Below are 21,163 nucleotides of genomic sequence, written 5' to 3' on the forward strand. Positions count from 1 at the left end.
CTCACCGTGTGGGGCATCATCACTGCCATCGTTGTTGGTCTCATCGTCGGGGCGCTCGGCCGCCTGGTTGTCCCGGGTCGGCAGAACATGCCGATGTGGCTGCACCTGCTGATCGGTATCGGTGCGGCTCTGCTGGGGACGGTGCTGGCGCGGGCGATGGGTATCGCGACCGAGACGTCCGGTATCGACTGGACGGAGCTGCTGGTGCAGGTCGTGGTGGCCGCGATCGCGGTCGCGCTGGTGGCCGGTGTGGGTGGCCGCCGCCGCGTCACCCGGTAACAACCTGGCATCACCGCACCACGGAAAAGAGCGTCCGACCACCGGTCGGGCGCTCTTTCGTGGTGGAGTGCCCGGGTTCGGCCCTATGCCGCGGCCCTTCGGGTCGGTGCGCTGCGGTACCGTCGCCTCGCTTTGGCCAGCCCGCCCACTGTCGTAAAGGATTTCTTCGTACTAGGGTGCGGCGGAGAAGGTTAGTTCCAAGCGGCGCGAGGGGAGAAGTGGCGTGAACAGGTGGAAGCGGCTGGCCCCGGTCACCGCCGTAGTGGCCTCGGCCGCGATGGTGCTGACCGGCTGCGGAGGCTCCGACGACAAGGCGGCCGACGACAGCAAGCTCACGGTCTGGATGATGGGCGAGGGCGGCGACGCGCAGAACAAGTTCCTCGACGGCGTCGAGGCGGAGTTCCGCCAGAAGCATCCCGACACCGACGTGGTCGTGCAGTACATCCCCTGGCTGGAGGCGCCCAAGAAGTTCCAGGCCGCGCTCGCCGGTGGTGAGGGGCCGGACGTCACCGAGCTGGGCAACACCGAGACCCAGGGCTGGGCCGCGCAGGAGGCGCTCGCCGACGTGAGTGGTCGGATGGGCGGTTGGGCGGACGGCAAGGACCTGCTGCCCGACCTGGTGCGCAACGCGCAGCTCGACGGCAAGCAGTACGGCGTCCCCTGGTACGCGGGCGTCCGGGCGATCTACTACCGCACCGACTGGTTCGCCGAGGCGGGCGTCCAGCCGCCGAAGACCTGGGACGAACTGGTCACCGTGGCCAAGGCCGTACAGGCGAAGAAGAAGGGCACCTACGGCATCGCGCTGCCGGGCAACTCCGAGCTGCCCTTCTACTCCTTCCTCTGGGGCGCCGGCGCGGAGATCGCGACCAACCAGGGCGGCACCTGGAAGTCCGGCTACAACACGCCGGAGGCGCAGCGGGCCGTCAAGTACTGGACCGACCTCGTGACCGTCCACAAGGTGGCCCCACCGGCCGCCGCCGGCTGGAACGAGATCGACGCGCGCACCCAGTTCGCCACCGGCAAGGCCGCCATGGCGTTCGCCGGTAGCTGGCAGCAGGGCGCCATCAAGAAGGACAACCCCGAGATCGAGAAGGTCTGGGGTACGTTCCCGATCCCCGGCCCGGACGGCAAGGCCGCGCCCGGTTTCGCAGGTGGTTCGGATGTGGCGATCTGGAAGGACAGCGAGCGTCAGGATCTGGCCTGGGACTACCTGACCGTGCTGCTGAACAAGAAGAACGCGCAGAGCTTCGCGAGCAGCCTCGGCTTCTTCCCGGTCTACAAGGACCTGGTCGCCGGTGACACGTACGCCAACGACAAGGTGATGGCGGCGTTCGCCACCACCATGCAGAACACCAAGCTCACGCCGCTCACCCCGAAGTGGGTGGAGGTCAGCCGCACGAAGACGGTGACCCAGGCGATGAACAGCTCGGTCATGAAGGGTCAGAAGACGGTCGAGAAGGCTACCGCCGACGCGGCCGGTGAGATGGAAAGCGTTCTCAACTCCAAGTGACCACGCTGACCGAGGTGCCGGAGACGGCCGCCGCGCGGGAGAACCCCGCGCGGCGGCGTCGCCGGGTGGACCGCCTGCCCTACCTGCTGCTCCTGCCCGCCCTGGTGATCATCGGGGTGCTGCTGCTCTGGCCGCTCGGCCAGGTGGTGGCGATGTCCTTCTACCGGCTGAACAGCGTCCGGCAGTTGCGCGGCGACCGGGAGTGGCCCTGGGTGGGGCTCGGCAACTACACGGACATCCTCTCCGACCCGTTCTTCCTGACGGTGCTGCGCAACACGGTGCTGTTCGCCGCGGCCAACGTGCTGCTCACGATGGTGCTCGGCACCCTGGTCGGGCTGCTGCTCAACCGGCTCGGCCGCAAGATGGCCACCTTCGTCGCCAGTTGCGTGATGCTCGCCTGGGCCACCCCGGCGCTGACCGGCACGATCGTCTGGAAGTGGATCTTCGACGACACGAGCGGCCTGGTCACCTGGCTGTTCAACGCGCTACCGGACGGCCTGTCCAACGGTCTCTTCGGCCGCAGCGACTGGACCGGCTACGGCTGGTTCAACTCACCGCTGCTCTTCTTCGCCATCCTGACCCTGGTGGTCGTGTGGCACTCGTTCCCGTTCATCGCGGTGAGCGTGCTCGCCGGCCTGAAGAGCGTGCCGAGCGAGTTGCACGAGGCCGCCCGCGTGGACGGCGCCAGCCCGTGGCGGGTCTTCTGGAAGATCACGTTCCCGCTGTTGCGCCCGGTCTTCGGGATCCTGATCGTGCTCTCCACCATCTGGGACTTCAAGGTCTTCACCCAGCAGTTCGTCCTGGCCGGCGGCACCCAGGACCGGCCGACGTTCATGCTCTCCATCTACTCGTACGCCGAAGCCTTCTCTCCGCCGCCGAAGTACGGCCTCGGCGCGGCCATCGCGGTGATCCTCACGCTGATCCTGCTCGTGGTGACCGGCTTCTACGTACGGATGGTGCTCAGGCAGGAGGACGAGTCGTGAAGAAGGTGGCCCTCAACGCCGCCGGGCTGCTGGTCGCGCTCTTCGCGGCGTTCCCGGTCTACTGGATGATCTCGACCTCGTTGAAGCCGAGCAGCGAGATCTTCTCGTCCACCCCGCAGCCGGTGCCGGCCCACCCGACGCTGGCGCACTACCGGGAGATCCTGACCGGCAACCTGATCCCCGGCGTCAGCTTCCTGGACTTCTTCGTCAACAGCGCGATCGTCGCCGTCTCGACTGTGGTGCTCAGCGGCCTGGTCGCCCTGCTCGCCGCGACGGCGGTGGCCCGGTTCCGCTTCAAGCTGCGGACCAGCTTCCTGATCATGCTGCTCGTGGTGCAGATGATCCCGCTGGAGGCGTTGGTCATCCCGCTGTTCCTGATGATCCAGCGGCTCGGGCTCTACAACACCCTGCCCAGCCTGATCCTCACGTACCTCGGCTTCTCGCTGCCGTTCGCGGTCTGGATGCTGCGCGGATTCGTCGCCGCCGTGCCCAAGGAGTTGGAGGAGGCGGCGGCCATCGACGGCGCGAGCCGGGCCCAGACGTTCCGTCGGGTGCTGTTCCCGCTTGTCGCGCCCGGCCTGGTCGCCACCAGCATCTTCTCCTTCATCACCGCGTGGAACGAGCTGATCTTCGCGTTGACGTTCATCAACGACCAGAGTCGCTACACGCTGCCGGTGGCGATGACGTTCTTCTTCGGTCGTGACGACACCAACTGGGGGCCGGTCATGGCCGCCTCCACCCTGTTCACCCTGCCGGTCATCATCTTCTTCCTGCTGGTGCAGCGGCGGATGGTCTCCGGCCTGGTGGCCGGCGCGGTCAAGGGCTGACGGGCCGGCCCCGACGCCCGGCGATCAGTCGGGGGCCGGCTCCGCCAGCCGCTCCATCCGGTTCCAACCGGACCACCCGCGCTCGCGCATCAGCTGCCGCAGTCGCCGCACCCGCGGGTCGGACTCGTCGGCGAGCGCATCGATCAGGTCGTGCGGGAGATCGTCGCCGGCCTCCTCGGGGTGCAGGACCTCGCCTGTGTCGTACGCCTGCTCCGCCAGGCAGGCCATGATGTCGGCGGCCTCCGCCAGACGCGGGTCGTCGGCCTGGTCACCGTCGAAGATCGCCGAGAGCACCCGATAGAGCCTGACGACCTGCGGATCATCGAGAGCGGCGATCTTGCCGGGCATCCACTCGACGACGCGGTCGGGCCAGCGCGCCGCCACCAGGATCCAGCCGTCCCGTTCGGCCTCCACCATCCGCTGTGACGCCCCGATGTCCCGGAGTCGGTCGAGATAGGCGGCCACCTCCGGTGGGAGCGCCAGGCTGTCTCCGGCGGTGAGCTGCGCGATGTGTCTGCGGCTGGTCCGCAGTCGTTCGATCTCGTCGCGCAGGTGGTCGTCGATGGCCCGGATCGACTCGGCGAAGGCTGCTGCGTCTGCTTCGAGCATCCGACTGATCTGCGACAGCGGTACGCCGGCGTCGGCGAGGGTGCGGATCTTGATGAGGGACACGACCGCCGTCGCGCCGTACCGCCGGTAACCCGAAGCGTCCCGCTCCGGCTCGGGCAGCAGTCCGATCTGGTGGTAGTGCCGCACCGCCCGCGCCGTGACGCCGGCGTACGCCGCGAGTTGACCGATCGTCAGCATGCTCTGATCCTGCCCGCAGCTGATCCAGCTCCGGTCGGCACCCGCTCAGGAGATCCTGCGACGGTAGGTGACGGTGGCGAACACGTAGGCGAGGGCGAGGATGCCGACGCACCAGCCGAGGGCGATCCAGATGTCCGTCCCGACCGGCTGTTGGGCGAACAGGTCCCGGATCGCGTTGACGATGGAGGTCACCGGCTGGTGCTCGGCGAAGGCACGCACCGGGCCGGGCATGGACTCGGTGGGCACGAAGGCGGAGCTGACGAACGGCAGGAAGATGAGCGGATAGGAGAACGCGCTCGCGCCGTCCAGCGTCTTCGCGGTGAGGCCGGGGATCACGGCGATCCAGGTCAGCGCCAGCGTGAACAGGACGAGGATTCCGGCGACCGCGAGCCACCCCGACACGCCCGCCCCCGTACGGAAGCCCATGAGCAGGGCGACACCGATGACGACGACGAGCGAGATCAGGTTGGCGACAAGCGAGGTCAGGACGTGCGCCCACAGCACTGACGAGCGGGCGATCGGCATGGACTGGAACCGTTCGAAGATGCCGCCCTTCAGGTCCAGAAAGAGCCGGAAGGCGGTGTACGAGATGCCGGAGGCGATCGTGATGACCAGGATGCCGGGCAGCAGGTACTTCACGTACGAATCGGACCCGGTCTCGATCGCGCCACCGAAGACGTAGACGAACAGCAGCATGAAGGCGATCGGCATGATCGCGGTGGTGATGATGGTGTCCGGGCTGCGGGCGATGTGGCGCAGCGAGCGTCCCAGGAGAGTGGCGGTGTCGGTGACGAAATGCTTGTTCATCGTTGTTCCTTGTTCGTTCGGGCGCCGACGAGAGTGAGGAAGACGTCCTCCAGGCTCGGCTGCTTCTCGACATACTCGATCTTGGCGGGCGGGAGGAGTTGCTTGAGCTCGTCGAGGGTCCCGTTCACGATGATCCGGCCCTCGTGCAGGATCGCGATCCGGTCGGCGAGGTGCTCCGCCTCGTCCAGGTACTGGGTGGTGAGCAGGACCGTCGTACCGTCCTCGGCCAGCTCCTTGACGGCCTGCCACACCTCGATACGGGCCTCCGGGTCCAACCCGGTCGTCGGCTCGTCCAGGAAGATCACCGGCGGGTTGCCGATGAGGCTCATCGCGATGTCCAGCCGGCGGCGCATGCCACCGGAGTACGTCGCCACCCGCCGGCTGCCCGCCTCGGTCAGCGAGAAGCGCCTCAGCAGGTCGTCCGCGATGGCACCCGGCCCTTTGAGGTGCCGGAGCCTGGCGACCAGGACGAGGTTCTCCCACCCGGTGAGGATCTCGTCGACCGCCGCGAACTGCCCGGTGAGACTGATCGACTCGCGTACCTCGGCAGCCTGCGCCGTGACGTCGAAGCCGTTGATCCGGGCGGTCCCCGCGTCCGCCCTGAGCAGCGTGGAGAGGATCTTCACCACCGTGGTCTTGCCCGCCCCGTTGGAGCCGAGCAGGGCGAATATGGTGCCGCGCGCCACGTCGAAGTCCACGCCGCGCAGCACCTTCAGTTGCGTGAACGACTTCTCCAGGCCCTGCACGGAAATCACGGCCTGCTCGACCCGGTCGGTTGTTGGCGGGATGCTCATGGCGGCCAGCATGGGGGGTTGACCCAGCGTCAAGGTCAAGCCCGTACCGCGAATTCACCTAGGCTGTCGGTCATGACGGGCAGGGTGGCAGCGGTGAACATCGGCGTCGTGACCGAGGCGGCGTGGGCGGGCGACGCCAGCGGTCGCAGCGGCATCGACAAGCGACCGGTCGACGGGCCCGTGTCGGTGCTCACCGGGGGCCTGGCCGGTGACTTCGTCGGCGAGCGGGCAGTGCACGGCGGGCCGGACAAGGCCGTCTACGCGTACGCCGAGGAGGACGCCGCGTGGTGGTCGGCCGAGATCGGCCGGTCCATCCGTTCGGGCGGCTTCGGGGAGAACCTGACCACCTACGCCATCGACCTGACCGGCGCGGTCATCGGCGAGCAGTGGGCGGTGGGGACGACGGTGCTCCAGGTGACGATGCCGCGTTACCCCTGCATGACGTTCGCTGGTTTCTGGGGAGTGCCCGACCTGATCCGGCGCTTCACCGTGCGGGCCAGCCCGGGGGCGTACCTGCGGGTGCTGCGCGAGGGTGAGGTGGGCGCCGGCGACCCGGTCGAGGTGGTGGACCGGCCCGCGCACGGGGTGACCATCGGCGAGGTGTTCCGGGCGACCAGCCTGGAGCCGGAGCTGCTGCCCCGCCTGCTCGACGCGGACGACCTGCCCGCGCCGATGCGCGAGAAGGTCCGCCGCCGCCTCTCCTCGCGCGGCTGACCGCGACCCCGCGACGACGGCACGCCTGACCGCCGCGCCGCGACGAACGCGGCTGACCGCGACCGTGTACGCCCGACGCGGCGACGCGCGGCCGGCGGCCGGTAAGAACCGGATGACGGGACTGCCGGCAGGGAGTTGCCCGTATTGTCCCCACTGAGGGCAGGCGGTGGAGGCCAGGTGGGGCGCGATGTCGATGGCAACGGACGGCGGCGCCACCGCAGCGGCGCCCACCGATCCGGACCTGGGGCGGCCGGCATTCCTGGAACTCTTCTTCGACCTCGTGTACGTCTTCGCGCTTGTCACCTTGGCGACCATGCTGGCCGAGGACCTGACGTGGACCGGCGTCGCCGAGGTGTTGGTGCTGCTGCTCGCGTTCACGATGATCTGGGCGCTGACCGTGTGGACGGCCGACACCATCGACCTGACCCGCCCATCCGGGCAGGGGCATCTCATCTCGGTGGCGGCGGCCAGCCTGCTGTTGGCCGCGGCGGCGACCGACGCGTACGGCGATCGCGCTCTGCTCTTCGCGATCACCTTCATGATCATCCCGATCAGCACCACCGCCTACTACGCCGTTTTCGTCGCGAAGGGCCGGGCTCTGCCGCGTTCGACAATCCGGATCCAGACCTGGAAGGCCGTCGCCGGCGTGGGCTGGATCGCCGGAGCGCTCGTCGGCGGCTCGGGTCAGCTGCCGATCTGGGCGCTCGCGATCGTCGTCGAGTACGCGGCGGCGGTGTTCGGCTGGCCGCTGCCCCGGATCGGCCGCTCACGACCTGGGGACTGGCGGCTGGTCGACGCGCGGGTGGCCGAGCGCTACCGGCAGTTCGTCATCATCGCGCTCGGGGTGTCGATCTTCGTGACCGGAACGACCTTCAGCAGGGGCGAGTACACCCTGGAGCGCGTCTGGGCCCTGCTCGTGGTGTTCAGCACTGTGGTGCTGATGTGGCGGATCTACATCTACCGCGCCGGTGAGCTGCTGACCGACGCGATCGCCCGGTCGACCGACCCGGCGCTGCTCACCCAGTCCGCCGCCGTCACCCACCTGATCATGGTGACCGGAATCGCCGGCGCGGCGGTCACCAGCCACCTCGTGGTGGGTCGCCCGTCGGGCGAGACCCCGCCGTCGTGGGTCGCGGTCATCCTCGGCGGTCCGGCGCTGTACCTGCTCGGTCGGGGGGTCCTCGACTTCACCGTGTTCGGACGGATCTCGCGGTCCCGGCTGGCCGGCGTGGTGCTGCTCGCGTGCCTGGCGCCGGTCACGCCCCTGCTGCCGCCGGTCCTGGTCGCGCTGCTCGCCATGACCGTGCTGGCCCTGATCGCCGTGGCGAACCTGGTCAGCACCCGACGACACGCCCGTACGCCGGCACCGCCGATGCTCGGGTGAGACTCCGTGCTGGCGCGGTGGCCCCTCAGCGGGCCGGCGCGGTGGCCTCGACCCGTCCGCGTCGGGCGGCCAGCCCCTCCCCGACCAGGGTGAGCAGCAGGACCAGGTTCGCCACCACCAGGACGGTAAGCGGCGGCAGCCGGAACACGCCGGGTGCCACCAGGGCGCACAGCAGCACGACCGCGAGCACCGCGATCGCCAGCACCCGGGACCAGAGGATCCGGGCCGTCACCACGGCATCGAAGAGCACGCTGCCGACCAGGAACAGCACGGGCCCGCCGAGGATGGTGGCCATCAGCCCCACCGGCGTGTTACCGGACGGCCGGACGATGACCATCGAGGTGCCGGTCGAGATCACCACCACCCCGGCCACCATCACCAGATGGGTGTACGAGGTGGAGGTGCCGGAGCGGACCCGCTCCACAGTCGTGACGCTCGGTGGGGCCAGGATCCGCTGGACGCGCTGGAAGTAGAGCTGGAACAGCAGGACCGCGCTGGCGAACGCGACCGCGCTGGCGGTCACCTGCCCGGCCGTGAACCCGCTGCCGGCCAACCTCGTGCCGGTGCTGAGGATCAACTCGCCGAGCGCGACGATGAAGATCGCCCGGTGCCGCTCGGAGAGGTGCACCCCGGTGAAGATCTGGCTGGCGAGCTCGGTCCGCCCCAATCCCGGCGTCGGCCAGCCGATCCGTGCCGAGCCGAGGTCGACCGCCACCGCGAGCGACCAGAGCACCAGACGGGCCGTGTCGTCCACGAACACCCCGGCCACCCAGGGCGTCGCGGTGATGCCGAACCAGAAGAAGACCCGAACGCTGCGGGCCTGGATCGGACGGTTCACCCGGGTGCCCGGGATCAGGACGGCGTCACGGACCAGGTGGATGCCGAAGTACGCGGCGACGAAGAGCCACCCGTACCGGCCGAAGGCGTACGGTGTCGCGATCGCCATCAGCAGGGTGCCGAGCATGACAAGCAGGACGGTCGCCTGGATGATCGGCAGTCGGGGGTCGAACAGGTCGGTGAGCCATGCGGTGAGCACCCAGACCCACCAGGCGGCCAGCAGCAGGACGGCGGTCTGTGCCGCACTCCGGACGGTGAGGTCCTCGCCCAGGCTGGCAGCGAGCCGGGAGAGCAGGAAGATGTAGACCAGGTCGAAGAAGAATTCCAGGAAGGTCGGATATTCCGGCTCGCCGCGTCGGCGGAGGATCCGGGGGAGCGGAGCGGACGTCATCGCGGCTGCCTCCGGTGCCACCCCGCGCCCCGGGCGGGCGATGCGCCCCGGGCCTGCCTACCGTCACGCTACCGACCGTGCGGCGCCGGGTGGCCCGGAAGCGGATACGAGAACGGCCCCCTGCCGTCGTTGGCAGGGAGCCGTTCTCAGCCGCGGGTGATCAGCGCAGCCAGGGAACGCTGCGGTCCAGCAGACCGCGCTCCTTGAGCTCCTTGCGCAGCGGGATCTCGTCGTCGACGTACCCGTCCCAGTTGATGCCCCAGTAGTTGGCGGTGTGGGTGCCCTCACCGATCAGCTGGCGCTGCACGGGCGTGCGGTTGCGGTACCACTCGCCGTCCAGGTCCGGGTGCAGCTCGTCGAGCGGGCGGATCCACCGGTAGGTGTAGCCGACGAAGAGCATCTTGCGGGTGATCGTCGACAGGTTCGTCGAGCGGGAGTGCCACTGCCGACGGTCGAAGATGAACGCGTCGCCCGGGTTCGCGGTGATCTCCACCGTGCCCTCCGGGTCGGGGTTCTGCACGGTGAGGTCCGCCGGCCGGGGCAGCGAGTTCTTCAGGTGGCTGCCCGGGATGACCTTGGTGGCGCCACGGCCGGTCTCCGACAGGTCGGAGAGCACGTACGCGACCTTGAGCGAGAACATCGGCCGGGGCAGGTTCGGGTCCATCGTCTCCGGGTCGGAGTTCTGGCGGTACCCGTCCTGGTGCCAGCCCCAGTACGGCTTCTCCGGCTCGAGAGCCGGCGGGGTGACGTCCAGGTGGTTGTGGTGGGTGTAGATGTTCCAGCCGGCCAGCCCCCACATGTACGGGAAGGCGATCGGGTGGGTGAGCAGCTCGCCGAAGAGTTCGTCGCGCTCCAGGAAGCCCAGCAGGTGCAGCGTGCCGTCCTTCTTGGTGTTGCCCTTGGCCTGCTCCTCCGCGTAGACGCGGTCGACCGCCGCCTCCAGCGCCGCCCGGTGGTCCTCCGTCAGGACGTTGCGCAGCAGGAGGAAACCCTGCTCGTGAAACTCCTTGCGGTCAGTGTCGCTGATCGGTTCGTAGCCGGTCCGGTCGCCGTAATCGAACACCGCGTCGTACCCCTCCCCATGAGGTGAAACCATTTCTGGCACAGGCCGCCGATCGTAACGCGACTGTCCAGGCGTCGGGGAGGGCGTGCGGCGCGGGCGGGCCCCGGCCAGACCGCGTGCAGCGGTACTACTGCACACAGTGACATCTCTGGGGTAAATTGGGTGTTCTGCGGTGCGGTGACCGATTGTGCGGTGACTGCCGGTTAAGAGATCCGGGTCGCTCAGCCCTCGGCGAAGACCTCGGCCACCACCTGACCCGCAGGGCCTCGCTCGCCGGTGACCCGGCCCCAGGTGCCGCTGCGGGCGGTCCACTCCAGGTCGCCGAAGCGGACCCGCTTCACCCCGTGGTCCTGGGCGTGCGAGACCAGCCAGTGCGCGTACCGCCAACCGTCGCGCTTGTCGTCCGCCGCCACCGCCAGCCCGGTCTGGCTGGCCGGGTCGGCGCTCGACACACCCCAGTCCAGCACCAGGTTGCGGGTCAGCTGGGCGGCCGCCGCCGCGCCGTGCATCACCGGGGTACGCCCCACCGTGCACGCCACCGCGCCGGTGACGTCGCCGAGCAGGGCCTTGGTGAGCACCTCGGAGTCGTCGGCCCACTTCTGGTACGCCTCGGGGAACGCCGAGCGCTGCACCCGCTGGGCGGCGTCGGTGACCCGCATCTTCTCCCAGCCGCGCACCTTCTTGAGCGCCTTGTAGAACCGGTTCGCCGCGTAGCGGGGGTCGCGGATCTGCGCGGACGTGCCCCAGCCCTGACTCGGGCGCTGCTGGAACAGGCCGACCGAGTCCCGGTCGCCGTCGGGGAGGTTGCGCAGCCCCGACTCCTGGTACGCGGTGGCAAGCGCGATCACCACGGCCCGCTCCGGCATCCCGCGCTGGGCGCCGATCGCCGCGATGGTCGCCGCGTTGGCCATCTGCTCGACGTCCAGCGCGACCCGGCCGTCGGCCTGCACCGTGCAGGTGCGACCCGCCAGCGGCAGGCGCAGTTCATTCCCTACCTGCCGGACGACGAGCCAGATCGCGATCACGGCGACGAGGATGAGCACCACTCCACCCGCCACGGCTGCCCGAGTTCGCACCCACACCCCCTGAACGACAGTTCGACAAGCGTACGTCCCCGTTGGCGTCGTCCGGGTCGTCCGAGCGGTTCGGGGTTCGCGCTGCCGGCGCGTACCGATCGGGACGTTCCCGCTCCGGCGGCGAACTCACCTGCCGCGTCGGTCGGACCGCGGCCTGTCTCCCAGGTCACGGACCCCTGGCACCGGGAAGCGATCGACCGGTCCGGGACTTGACTGATTGACACGTCAATCGCAGGGCCGGAAACGGGCCCTGACCAGGCAAGGAGGAGTTCGATGGGCATGCTGGACGGCAAGGTCGTACTCATCACCGGCACCGGCGGCGGTCTGGGCCGCGTCGCGGCGCTCACCTTCGCCCGCGAGGGCGCGAAGGTCGTCGGAGCCGACATCCAGATCGACGGCAACAACGAGACGGTCGACCTCGTCCGGGCGGCCGGCGGGGAGATGACGAGCATCGCGCCCGTCGACCTGACCGACCCGGAACAGGCCCGGAAGCTCGTCGAGGACGCCGCGACCGTCTACGGCGGGCTCGACGTGGTCTACAACAACGCGGCCGCGCTGCGCTTCGGCCCGATGCCTGACTTCTCGGTCGAGGACTGGCGCTACACCATCACCGGGGAACTCGACATTCCGTACTTCGTGTCGAAGTTCGCCTGGCCGCACCTGGTCCGGCGCGGTGGCGGCGTCATCATCAACGCCGCCTCGATGGCCGGCATGATCGCGGGCCAGGTGCCCCCGATGGTGGGCCACACCGCGGCGAACGCCGGTGTCATCGGTCTGACGCGGCAGCTCGCGCTCGAAGGCGCGCCCCACGGCATCCGCGCGGTGGCCGTCAGCCCCGGCCCGATCCTCACCCCGGCGAGTGAACGGGACCTCGGCGACAACCAGGCGGCCCGGGACGCCATCACGGCCAAGACGCTCCTCAAGCGCTTCGCCCGCCCGGAGGAGGTCGCCGAGCTGGTGGTCTTCCTCGCGTCCGACCGGGCGTCGTACATCACCGGGGCGAACTACCCCGTCGACGGCGGCGCGACCGCCTGGTGACACGGTCGGACACCGGGCGCCGCCGACCACCGACGGCGCCCCGACGGCTCCGTTCCTACCCGGCCTGATCACCGTGATCCGCGTCCAGAGCGGCCACCCATCGAGCCAATCGCTTCTCCCGGAACGCGGTGACCCCCTCGCGCCCCTCGTCGGAGAGGAAGTAGCCGGTGGAGAGGGCGGACAGCCGGGCCAGGTCACCTCGCAACTCGGCGGCGCCCGGCCGGCGAAGCAGCTCCTTCGCGCCGGCCAGCGCGCCGGGCGCGCCGCGCACCAGCGAGTCGCAGTAGCGGCGCACCGCGTCGTCCAGCCCGTCCGCCGGCACGCTCGCGGTGACCAGGCCGATCTCGGCGGCCCGTCGGCCGTCGAAGGTGTCGCCGGTCAGATACAGCTCGGCGGCGGCACGCGGGTGCAGGCGGGGCAGCACGGTCGCCGAGATCACCGCCGGGATCACCCCGATCCGTACCTCGGTGAACGCGAACGTCGCCTCGTCGGCGCAGACCGCCAGGTCGGCGGCCGCGATCAGGCCCAGCCCGCCGGCCCGCGCCGGGCCGGCGACCCGCGCGAGCACCGGCTTCGGGCACTCCCAGAGCGCCGCGAGGACGTCGCCCAGCATCCCGGCCGGCACCGTTCCGCTGGCGTACGCCGCAGCGGTCTCCTTCAGGTCCGCGCCCGAGCAGAAGACCGGGCCGGTGTGGTCGAGCACGATCACCCGGACCGCGTCGTCGGCCACCGCGTCGGCCAGCCCGGCCAGCAACTGGGTCATCAGGGCTGTGGAGAGCGCGTTGCGGTTGTGCGGGCTGTCCAGGGTGAGGGTGGTCACCCCACGGGCCGTGGCGACCCGCACGAGGACGTCGGGAGAGGTCATGCCGGGCACACTAGTGGCCATGCCCGGCGTCCTTCCAGATGGTGAGACCGTCCCCGTCGACGGTTCGCTGCCCGCCACCGCCACCTCGGCGGTCGGCGCGCGCGGCTTCGGCGTGTACGTCCACGTGCCGTTCTGCGCCAGCCGCTGCGGCTACTGCGACTTCAACACGTACACGGCCGCCGAGCTGGGTGGGGGCGCCAGCCGCGAGGCGTACGCCGACACCGTGCTGGCCGAGTTGGCGCTCGCCGCCCGGGTGCTGGGCGACAACCCACCGCCCCGGGTCGACACGGTCTTCGTCGGCGGCGGCACCCCCACCCTGCTCCCCGCCGACGATCTGGCCCGCATCCTCGACGGCATCGACCGCACCTGGGGGCTGGCCGCCGACGTCGAGGTGACCACCGAGGCCAACCCGGAGTCGGTCACCCCGGAGTCGTTGAAGCTGCTGCGGTCCGCCGGCTACACCCGGATCTCGCTGGGCATGCAGTCCGCCTCCCCGGGGGTGCTGGCGATCCTGGACCGCAAACACAGCGCCGGTCGGGCCACCGCCGCCGCCCTGGAGGCACGCGACGCCGGGTTCGAGCACGTCAACCTGGACCTGATCTACGGCACGCCGGGGGAGCGGGCCGAGGACTTCGCCGCCACGCTGGAGCAGGTCGTCGCCGCCGGGGTGGACCACGTCAGCGCGTACGCCCTGATCGTCGAGGACGGGACCCGGCTCGCCGCCCGGATGCGGCGCGGCGAGCTGGCGTACCCCAGTGACGACGTCGCCGCGGACCGCTACCTGGCCGCGGAGGCCGCCCTCGACGCGGCCGGCCTGTCCTGGTACGAGGTGTCCAACTGGGCGCGCACCGACGCGGCCCGGTGCCGACACAACCTGCTCTACTGGACCGGCGCGGACTGGTGGGGGCTCGGCCCGGGGGCGCACAGCCACGTCGGCGGGGTGCGCTGGTGGAACGTGAAGCACCCCACGACGTACGCCCAGCGGCTGGCCTCCGGGGCGTCACCCGGCCTGGCCCGCGAGGTGCTCACCGTCGACGAGGCGCACATGGAGGACGTGATGCTGCGGCTGCGGCTCGCCAGCGGGCTGCCGCTGGCGGTGCTCGACGCGGCCGGCCGGGCCGGCGCCGAGCGGGCACTCGCCGACGGCCTGCTCGCCCCCGGGGACTACGCCGCCGGTCGGGCGGTGCTCACCCTGCGCGGCCGGCTGCTCGCCGACGCGGTCGTCCGCGACCTGCTGCCCTGACCCCGCGCGCCGCTACGGCCGGAGCGGGCGGTGTGCCGGACCGGCCGGGGGAGCGGCCGGCCCGGATCACTTGACGAGGTTGGCCGAGAGCGGGTAGCGGTAGAGGCTGCCCTCGTTGGCCTTGATGCCGGCGAGGATGCCGCACACGGCACCGAGGATGACGGCCGCCCCGACGCCGAGGAAGCCGATCAGGATGCACGACAGCGCCCAGCCGACCAGGCCGACGATCGACCAGATGACCTGGAAGTTCAGCGCGGCGACGGCGTGCGACCGAACCGTCGGGGACTGGTTGCCCCGGGCCAGCAGTGCCACCAGCGGAGCGATCCAGCCGAGCACGCCCGCACTGATGATCATCCCGGCCGCGCCGCCGAAGTGCGCGACAAGCGCCCAGGTCTTGTCCTCGTTGTTGGCGTAGCCGCCGCCGGGGCCGCCGAAGGCGCCGCCGGTCGGATAGCCGCCACCCGGGCCGCCCGGGGGATAGCCCTCCGGCGGAGGGTAGCCGCCCGACGGCGGTTGGTCACCGGTGGGCGGCGGATAGCCACCGGCCGGGGGATAGCCGCCCGGGCCGGGTGCCCCGGACAGTGGTGCGGTGGGCGGCTCGGCCGCGGAGGACGAGCCCGGGGGAGTCGGCTCCGGCGGGTAACTGCCGGGGTCTCCCGCGCCGGGAGGGCGAGGTGGTTCAGTCATGACTGTCACGGTAGGTGCCCGCGGCAAGGCCGCACCAGAGCGACATCGGCCGGCCACGCGGGCCGATCGGCCGGACGGGGTGGCGCGGGCCGCAGCTGCGGCCTGTCGTTGATCATCGCGTCGGCGGGGGCGCCGACGTAGACTGGCACTCGTTACAGTCGAGTGCCAGGGCGGCCGTCGGCCCCGGGGGGCCGTCGGCCGACGTGCGACAGGAGGTGCGGAGGATGGGTCTGGACGACCGCAAGCTCGCCGTGCTCCGCGCCATCGTCGAGGACTACGTCTCCACCCAGGAGCCGGTCGGCAGCAAGGCGCTTGTCGAGCGGCACCAACTCGGTGTCTCCCCGGCGACGGTCCGCAACGACATGGCCGTGCTGGAGGAGGAGGGCTACATCCGGCAGCCGCACACGAGTGCCGGCCGGGTGCCCACCGACCGTGGCTACCGGCTCTTCGTCGACCGGTTGTCCCGGGTCAAGCCGCTCAGCCCCGCCGAACGCCGGGCCATCGAGCGCTTCCTCGTCGGCGCGGTCGACCTCGACGACGTGGTGCACCGCACCGTACGCCTGCTCGCCCAGCTCACCCGGCAGGTGGCAGTCGTGCAGTACCCGTCGCTGGCCCGCTCCTCGGTGCGGCACCTGGAGCTGGTGCCGATCTCCACCACCCGGCTGATGCTCGTCATGATCGCCGACACCGGGCGGGTCGAGCAGCGGCTGGTGGAGCTGCCCGGGCCGGTGCCCGCCGACGACGTCACCGACCTGCGCCGACTGATCAACGAGAAGCTCGCCGGCGCCCGACTGTCCGACACTCCGCCGCTGGTGCAGGCGCTTGTCGACGAGGTGCCACCCAAGCTGCGTCCGACGATGACCACCCTCGCCACGGTCCTGCTGGAGACGCTCGTCGAACGGCACGAGGAGCGCATCGCCCTGGCCGGCACCGCCAACCTCACCCGGGGTGGCCTGCTCGACTTCCAGGGCTCGCTGCGGCCCATCCTGGAGGCTCTGGAGGAGGAGGTCGTGCTGCTCAAGCTCATCGGCGAGACCGAGCCCAGCACGACCCGGGTGCTGATCGGCGACGAGAACGAGTTCGACAACCTGCGCGCCGCCTCGGTGGTCAGCACCGGGTACGGCCCGGGGGCCACCATCGTGGGCGGCCTCGGCGTGTTGGGGCCCACCCGCATGGACTACCCCGGCAATATCGCCACGGTGCGCGCCGTGGCACGCTACGTGGGCGAGCTGCTGGCCCAGAACTGACCAGTCAGGGCCGACGGCCGGCTGCGGCCGCCGGTCGGCGTAACGCGAGACGAACATGAGGACACGGAACGCAGTGGCCAGGGACTACTACGGCATCCTCGGTGTCAGCCGGGAAGCCTCCGATGACGAGATCAAGCGCGCCTACCGCAAGCTGGCACGCCAGTTCCACCCGGATGTCAATCCGGACCCGGAGGCCCAGGAGAAGTTCAAGGACATCAACGCCGCGTACGAGGTTCTCTCGGACGACCGGAAGCGGCAGATCGTCGACCTGGGTGGCGACCCGCTCGCCCCGGGAGGCGGCGGCGCGGGCGGTCCGGGTGGACCGGGCGGAGCCGGCCCGTTCGTCGGTTTCCAGGACATCATGGACGCGTTCTTCGGCGGCGCGGCGGGCGGTGCTCGTGGGCCGCGTCCGCGTACCCGCCCGGGCGCCGACGCGATCCTGCGACTCGAACTCGACCTGCACGAGACCGCGTTCGGCGTCGAGGCGCCGATCACCGTCGACACCGCGGTGCTCTGCACCACCTGCTCCGGCGCCGGCACGGCCGCCGGCACGCACCTCGCCACCTGTGAGGCTTGCGGCGGGCGGGGCGAGGTGCAGTCGGTGCAGCGCACCTTCCTCGGTCAGGTGGTCTCCGCCCGGCCGTGCACCGTCTGCCAGGGCTACGGCACCACCATCCCGCACCCCTGCCCCACCTGCGCGGGCGACGGCCGGGTGCGTACCCGCCGCTCGCTCACCGTCAAGATCCCGGCCGGTGTCGAGGACGGCATGCGGATCCGGCTGGCCCAGCAGGGCGAGGTCGGTCCGGGCGGCGGCACCGCCGGCGACCTCTACGTGGAGATCCACGAGCGGCCGCACGACGTCTACTCCCGCAAGGGCGACGACCTGCACTGCCGCGTCACCGTGCCGATGACTGCCGCCGCGCTGGGCACCCGACTCACCATCAAGACGCTGGACAGCGAGGAGACCGTCGACGTCAAGGCCGGCACCCAGCCGGCCAGCACGCTGCGCCTGCGCGCCCGCGGTGTGCCGCACCTGCGCGGCACCGGCCGAGGCGACCTCTACGTGCACCTCGACGTCCGGACGCCCACCAAGCTCGACCCCGACCAGGAGAAGATGCTGCGCGACTTCGCCAAGACCCGTGGTGAGGAGGTCGCCGAGCTGACCAAGCAGGGCGGCTTCTTCTCCCGGATGCGCGACGCGTTCAACGGCCACGCCTGACGTGTCCGCGCCGCTCTTCCTGGTCGACGCGCTGCCCACCGGCGACACGCTGACCCTCGACGGCCCCGAGGGGCACCACGCCGCCACCGTGCAGCGGCTGCGCGTCGGCGAGGAGCTGCTGCTCGCCGACGGGCGGGGCGGCACGGCCGCCGCCGTGGTCACCGCCGTCGGCAAGGGCAGCCTGGACGTCACCGTCACCTCCCGGGGGTACGCGGACGCGCCCGTACCCCGGATCGTCGCCGTGCAGGGCATCGCCAAGGGTGATCGGGGTGAGCTGGCCGTGCAGGCGATGACCGAGGTCGGGGTGGACGAGATCGTGCCCTGGGCGGCGTCGCGCTCGGTGGCCCAGTGGCGCGGCGACCGGGGCGTACGGGCCCGGGAGAAGTGGGTCGCCACCGCCCGGGAGGCCGCCAAACAGGCCCGCCGGCCCTGGCTGCCGGTGGTGGCCGGTGCGCCGGACGAGTCCACCGCCACTGTCGCCCGCCGCATCGCCGGCGCCGCCGCCGCGTTCGTCCTGCACGAGGAGGCCGAGGAGCGGCTGACCGTCGCCGAGCTGCCGTCCACCGGTGAGATCGTCCTGGTCGTCGGCCCGGAGGGCGGCATCGCCCCGGCCGAGTTGACCGCGTTCCAGGAGGCCGGAGGCCGGCCGGTGCGACTCGGGCCGGCCGTGCTGCGTACCTCGACGGCCGGCGTGGCGGCGCTCGCCGTGCTCGCCACCCGCCTCGGCCGCTGGTAGTCGATCCTGTCGGAGCGGTCGGTCAGCTGCGCAGGTAGGAGGCGCCGTTGAGGTCGACGATGGTGCCGGAGGCCCACTCCGCCTGCGGCGACGCCAACCAGTGCACGGCCGCCGCGATCTCCTCCGGCCGGGCCACCCGGTCGAACGGGCTCTGCGCCCGGATGGCCGCGCCGCGCTCGCCGCTCAGGTGCTCGGTCGTCATGTCGGTAGCCACGAAGCCCGGCGCGACGGTGGCCACCGTGATGCCGTACGGCGCGAGCGCCACGGCGAGGGACTGGCCCAGCGCGTTCAGCCCCGCCTTGCTGGCCCCGTACGCCGGCTGGTCCGGCTCACCCCGGAACGCGCCCCGCGACGACACGTTGACGATCCGGCCGCCACGCTCGCGCAGGTGCTGGGCGGCGCACCAGATGACGTTGCCGGCCCCGGTCAGGTTGGTCTCCACCGCCTGACGCCAGCGCCGCTGCCACTGCTCGTACGAGGTGCCGAACACCGGGTGCGGGTCGTCCCGGTCGCCGTACACCCCGGCGTTGTTGACAAGCACGTCCAACCCGCCGAGCAGTTCGGCGGCCCGGTCGACCATGGCCCGGACGGCGTCCGGATCGGTGAGGTCGGCGCGGACCACCACGTGCCCCGAACCGGGCAGCCGCGCCCGTAGCTCCTCGGCCGCGTCGGCGGAGTCGCGGTGGTGGATGGCCACCCGGTCGCCGCCGGCCGCGAACGCCTCCACCACGGCGCGGCCGATGCCGCGCGAGGAACCGGTCACCAGTACCGCCCGATCCGTCATGCGGGCCATCCTGCCCGAGCCGGTCGCGCTTACCTACACTGCCCCGATGGGATCCGACTGCCTGTTCTGCCGCATCGTCGCCGGGGAGATCCCGGCCACCGTGGTCCGGGAGACCGCCACCACGCTCGCCTTCCGCGACATCGACCCGAAGGCCCCGGTGCACGTCCTGGTCATTCCGAAGGAGCACTACGCCGACGTCGCCACGCTCGCCGAGGGCGACCCGGCGCTGGCCGGTGCGGTGCTCGCCACGGCCGCCGCCGTGGCCGAGGACGAGGGGCTGCTCGGCGACGGGTTCCGGCTGATGTTCAACACCGGGGCGTACGGCGGGCAGGAGGTGTTCCACGCCCACGCGCACCTGCTCGGTGGCGCGCCGCTCGGCCCGATGCTCGCCCGGGACCTGGCGTGACGACCGGTACGGACGCGTACGACCGGTTGGGTCGGCTGGTCCGCCGGGTGCAGGCCGACGCGCGCGTGCCGGGGGTGTCGGCGGCGCTGCATCGTGCCGACCGGCCGCTGTGGACCTGCACCGTCGGTGGCAGCGGCACCGACAGCCCGTTGGGGCCGGGCACCCAGTTCCGGATCGGCTCGGTCACCAAGACCTTCACGGCGGTACTCACCCTGCAGTGCCGCGACGACGGGTTGCTGGACCTGGACGACCCGGTGGGCCGGCACCTGGACCTACCCGCGCACGGCGAGCTGACCGTGCGCCGGCTGCTGTCGCACACCGGTGGACTGCAACGCGAGCCGTACGGTGACGTCTGGGACACCCTGCGCGCACCGGACAGCGAGCGGTTGGTGGGCGAGCTGGACCGTGCCGAGCGGGTGCTGCCGTCGGGCCGGCGTTTCCACTACTCCAACCTGGGCCTGGCAGTGCTCGGCCTGCTGGTCGGCCGGCTGCGCGGCGGGAGCTGGGCGGAGGTGCTCGCCGAGCGGGTGCTGACGCCTCTGGGGCTTACCGACACCACTGTGACGCCCCGGCCCTCGGCGGCCACCGGCTACCTGGTCGACGCGTACTCCGACGAGGCGCACCCGGAGCCGCCCACCGACTTCGGCGCGGTCGGCCCGGCCGCCCAGCTCTGGAGCACCGCCACCGACATGGCCCGCTGGGCGGCGTTCCTCGCCGACCCGGCGGCTCTCGACCCGGCCGGCGCGGTCCTCGCCCCGGGCACCCTGGACGAGATGCGCTGGCCGCTGACCACCACGGACGAGACGCTCTGGGGCGCCGGCTTCGGGCTCGGCCTGATCCTCGTCCCGCAGGGCGAACGGGTGGTGCACGTGGGGCACGACGGCGCGATGCCCGGCTTCCTGGCCGGCGTGTACGGCCGTCGGGGCGGCGACGGGACGGCCGGCGCGATGGGCGCCGCGGTGCTCGGCTCGTCCGGTACGGCGGCCGAGCTGTTCGAGCTGCCGCACCGGCTGCTCACCGAGGCGGTCGAACACGACCCCGCGGACATCGAGCCGTGGGCGCCCGGCGCGCCCGCTCCGGCGGCCCTGCGGGGGATGCTCGGCCGCTGGTGGGGGGAGGGTTCCGAATATGTCTTCTCCTGGCACGACGGCACCCTTCGGGCGCGCGGGGTCGGGGACCCGGCGGGTCGCCCGCCGGCGGTCTTCGCGCCGCTGCCGGACCGCCCGGACGTGTTCCGGACGGTCTCCGGCCGGGAGGTCGGCGAGCTGCTGCGGTTGACCCGGGACGAGTCTCGGACGGTGGTCCGGATGCACTGGGCGACCTATCGGTTCACCCGTCACCAGGAGACCTTCGACAGGTACGACTTCCGGGCCGGGAGTTGATCGCGGCCAGCGGAAATGGGCGCGATGCGGCCCGCGTTGACCCGATACGATGGGTGTAACGTCCGCACGCCGTGCCAGCAGGGC

General features: G+C 71.4%; 22 protein-coding genes. 13 read left to right on the plus strand and 9 right to left on the minus strand.

Annotated elements, in window-relative coordinates; translation table 11 throughout:
* From ACGFIE_RS17230 to ACGFIE_RS17245, 4 genes are all read left to right on the plus strand, one after another.
* Nucleotides 1-279 (plus strand): GlsB/YeaQ/YmgE family stress response membrane protein (locus ACGFIE_RS17230; protein WP_393295690.1); only part of this gene is annotated, 279 nt, incomplete at its 5' end.
* Nucleotides 280-502: 223 nt separating this feature from the next.
* Nucleotides 503-1,789, plus strand: a complete 1,287-nt coding sequence (locus tag ACGFIE_RS17235; protein WP_393295692.1) for a sugar ABC transporter substrate-binding protein — start codon at nt 503-505, stop codon at nt 1,787-1,789.
* On the plus strand, nt 1,786-2,772 hold the full coding sequence (locus tag ACGFIE_RS17240; protein ID WP_363689262.1) for a sugar ABC transporter permease: 987 nt from the start codon (nt 1,786-1,788) through the stop codon (nt 2,770-2,772). Before ACGFIE_RS17235 ends, ACGFIE_RS17240 begins: the two co-directional genes overlap by 4 nt.
* Nucleotides 2,769-3,599, plus strand: a complete 831-nt coding sequence (locus ACGFIE_RS17245) for a carbohydrate ABC transporter permease (RefSeq protein ID WP_393295694.1) — start codon at nt 2,769-2,771, stop codon at nt 3,597-3,599. Before ACGFIE_RS17240 ends, ACGFIE_RS17245 begins: the two co-directional genes overlap by 4 nt.
* Before the next feature lie 24 nt (nt 3,600-3,623).
* On the opposite strand, the gene ACGFIE_RS17250 is transcribed toward ACGFIE_RS17245, so the two are convergent.
* From ACGFIE_RS17250 to ACGFIE_RS17260, 3 genes are read right to left on the minus strand one after another with little or no spacing between them, the layout of a single operon-like run.
* The gene (locus ACGFIE_RS17250) at nt 3,624-4,406 is read right to left on the minus strand and encodes a MerR family transcriptional regulator (RefSeq protein ID WP_393295696.1); all 783 of its coding nucleotides are present in this window, start codon (nt 4,404-4,406) and stop codon (nt 3,624-3,626) included.
* A 45-nt stretch (nt 4,407-4,451) separates the two neighbouring features.
* Nucleotides 4,452-5,213 (minus strand): ABC transporter permease, encoded by a 762-nt coding sequence (locus tag ACGFIE_RS17255; protein WP_393295698.1) that lies wholly within the window; start codon nt 5,211-5,213, stop codon nt 4,452-4,454.
* Nucleotides 5,210-6,007, minus strand: a complete 798-nt coding sequence (locus ACGFIE_RS17260; RefSeq protein WP_393295700.1) for an ABC transporter ATP-binding protein — start codon at nt 6,005-6,007, stop codon at nt 5,210-5,212. Before ACGFIE_RS17260 ends, ACGFIE_RS17255 begins: the two co-directional genes overlap by 4 nt.
* Before the next feature lie 72 nt (nt 6,008-6,079).
* On the opposite strand from ACGFIE_RS17260, the gene ACGFIE_RS17265 reads away from it, so the two are divergent.
* Together ACGFIE_RS17265 and ACGFIE_RS17270 are read left to right on the plus strand one after the other, a co-directional pair.
* Nucleotides 6,080-6,721 (plus strand): MOSC domain-containing protein, encoded by a 642-nt coding sequence (locus ACGFIE_RS17265; protein WP_393295702.1) that lies wholly within the window; start codon nt 6,080-6,082, stop codon nt 6,719-6,721.
* 187 nt (nt 6,722-6,908) lie between these two features.
* Nucleotides 6,909-8,105, plus strand: coding sequence for a low temperature requirement protein A (locus tag ACGFIE_RS17270; RefSeq protein WP_393295704.1), 1,197 nt, complete (start codon nt 6,909-6,911; stop codon nt 8,103-8,105).
* A gap of 25 nt (nt 8,106-8,130) precedes the next feature.
* Here the strand turns inward: ACGFIE_RS17270 and ACGFIE_RS17275 are convergent, their stop codons facing one another.
* From ACGFIE_RS17275 to ACGFIE_RS17285, 3 genes are all read right to left on the minus strand, one after another.
* On the minus strand, nt 8,131-9,333 hold the full coding sequence (locus tag ACGFIE_RS17275) for a low temperature requirement protein A (protein WP_363689250.1): 1,203 nt from the start codon (nt 9,331-9,333) through the stop codon (nt 8,131-8,133).
* Nucleotides 9,334-9,493: 160 nt separating this feature from the next.
* A complete protein-coding gene (locus ACGFIE_RS17280) occupies nt 9,494-10,396 on the minus strand; it encodes a phytanoyl-CoA dioxygenase family protein (protein WP_363689248.1) in 903 nt (300 codons plus the stop codon).
* 221 nt (nt 10,397-10,617) lie between these two features.
* A complete protein-coding gene (locus tag ACGFIE_RS17285) occupies nt 10,618-11,472 on the minus strand; it encodes a hypothetical protein (protein ID WP_393295707.1) in 855 nt (284 codons plus the stop codon).
* A gap of 273 nt (nt 11,473-11,745) precedes the next feature.
* On the opposite strand from ACGFIE_RS17285, the gene ACGFIE_RS17290 reads away from it, so the two are divergent.
* Entirely contained in the window at nt 11,746-12,510 is a 765-nt protein-coding gene (locus ACGFIE_RS17290) for an SDR family NAD(P)-dependent oxidoreductase (protein WP_393295709.1), read from the plus strand.
* Nucleotides 12,511-12,565: 55 nt separating this feature from the next.
* Here the strand turns inward: ACGFIE_RS17290 and ACGFIE_RS17295 are convergent, their stop codons facing one another.
* Nucleotides 12,566-13,375: an enoyl-CoA hydratase-related protein gene (locus tag ACGFIE_RS17295; protein WP_393295711.1), complete on the minus strand. Its 810-nt coding sequence runs from the start codon at nt 13,373-13,375 to the stop codon at nt 12,566-12,568.
* A 19-nt stretch (nt 13,376-13,394) separates the two neighbouring features.
* Between ACGFIE_RS17295 and hemW the strand changes: the two genes are divergently transcribed.
* The gene (hemW, locus tag ACGFIE_RS17300) at nt 13,395-14,618 is read left to right on the plus strand and encodes a radical SAM family heme chaperone HemW (protein ID WP_393296382.1); all 1,224 of its coding nucleotides are present in this window, start codon (nt 13,395-13,397) and stop codon (nt 14,616-14,618) included.
* Between the two features lie 66 nt (nt 14,619-14,684).
* Here hemW and ACGFIE_RS17305 read toward each other — a convergent pair whose 3' ends face one another.
* The gene (locus ACGFIE_RS17305; protein WP_393295713.1) at nt 14,685-15,305 is read right to left on the minus strand and encodes a DUF4870 domain-containing protein; all 621 of its coding nucleotides are present in this window, start codon (nt 15,303-15,305) and stop codon (nt 14,685-14,687) included.
* Between the two features lie 224 nt (nt 15,306-15,529).
* Here ACGFIE_RS17305 and hrcA point away from each other — a divergent pair, with 224 nt between their 5' ends.
* The 3 genes from hrcA (at nt 15,530) to ACGFIE_RS17320 (ending at nt 18,507) form a co-directional block, all read left to right on the plus strand.
* Entirely contained in the window at nt 15,530-16,552 is a 1,023-nt protein-coding gene (hrcA, locus tag ACGFIE_RS17310; RefSeq protein ID WP_393295715.1) for a heat-inducible transcriptional repressor HrcA, read from the plus strand.
* 73 nt (nt 16,553-16,625) lie between these two features.
* Entirely contained in the window at nt 16,626-17,771 is a 1,146-nt protein-coding gene (gene dnaJ / locus ACGFIE_RS17315; protein WP_172899204.1) for a molecular chaperone DnaJ, read from the plus strand.
* A gap of 1 nt (nt 17,772) precedes the next feature.
* Nucleotides 17,773-18,507 carry a 16S rRNA (uracil(1498)-N(3))-methyltransferase gene (locus tag ACGFIE_RS17320; RefSeq protein ID WP_393295717.1) on the plus strand — a complete coding sequence of 245 codons (735 nt, stop codon included), beginning with the start codon at nt 17,773-17,775 and terminating at the stop codon, nt 18,505-18,507.
* 22 nt (nt 18,508-18,529) lie between these two features.
* Here ACGFIE_RS17320 and ACGFIE_RS17325 read toward each other — a convergent pair whose 3' ends face one another.
* Nucleotides 18,530-19,291, minus strand: coding sequence for an SDR family NAD(P)-dependent oxidoreductase (locus tag ACGFIE_RS17325; RefSeq protein WP_393295719.1), 762 nt, complete (start codon nt 19,289-19,291; stop codon nt 18,530-18,532).
* 46 nt (nt 19,292-19,337) lie between these two features.
* On the opposite strand from ACGFIE_RS17325, the gene ACGFIE_RS17330 reads away from it, so the two are divergent.
* Together ACGFIE_RS17330 and ACGFIE_RS17335 are read left to right on the plus strand one after the other, a co-directional pair.
* Nucleotides 19,338-19,697, plus strand: coding sequence for a histidine triad nucleotide-binding protein (locus tag ACGFIE_RS17330; RefSeq protein WP_007463963.1), 360 nt, complete (start codon nt 19,338-19,340; stop codon nt 19,695-19,697).
* A complete protein-coding gene (locus ACGFIE_RS17335; RefSeq protein ID WP_393295721.1) occupies nt 19,694-21,079 on the plus strand; it encodes a serine hydrolase domain-containing protein in 1,386 nt (461 codons plus the stop codon). The genes ACGFIE_RS17330 and ACGFIE_RS17335 overlap by 4 nt, the downstream gene beginning before the upstream one ends.
* The last annotated feature ends 84 nt before the right edge of the window (nt 21,080-21,163 follow it).

The sequence above is a fragment of the Micromonospora sp. NPDC049275 genome, from assembly GCF_043197115.1.
Classification (GTDB): domain Bacteria; phylum Actinomycetota; class Actinomycetes; order Mycobacteriales; family Micromonosporaceae; genus Micromonospora.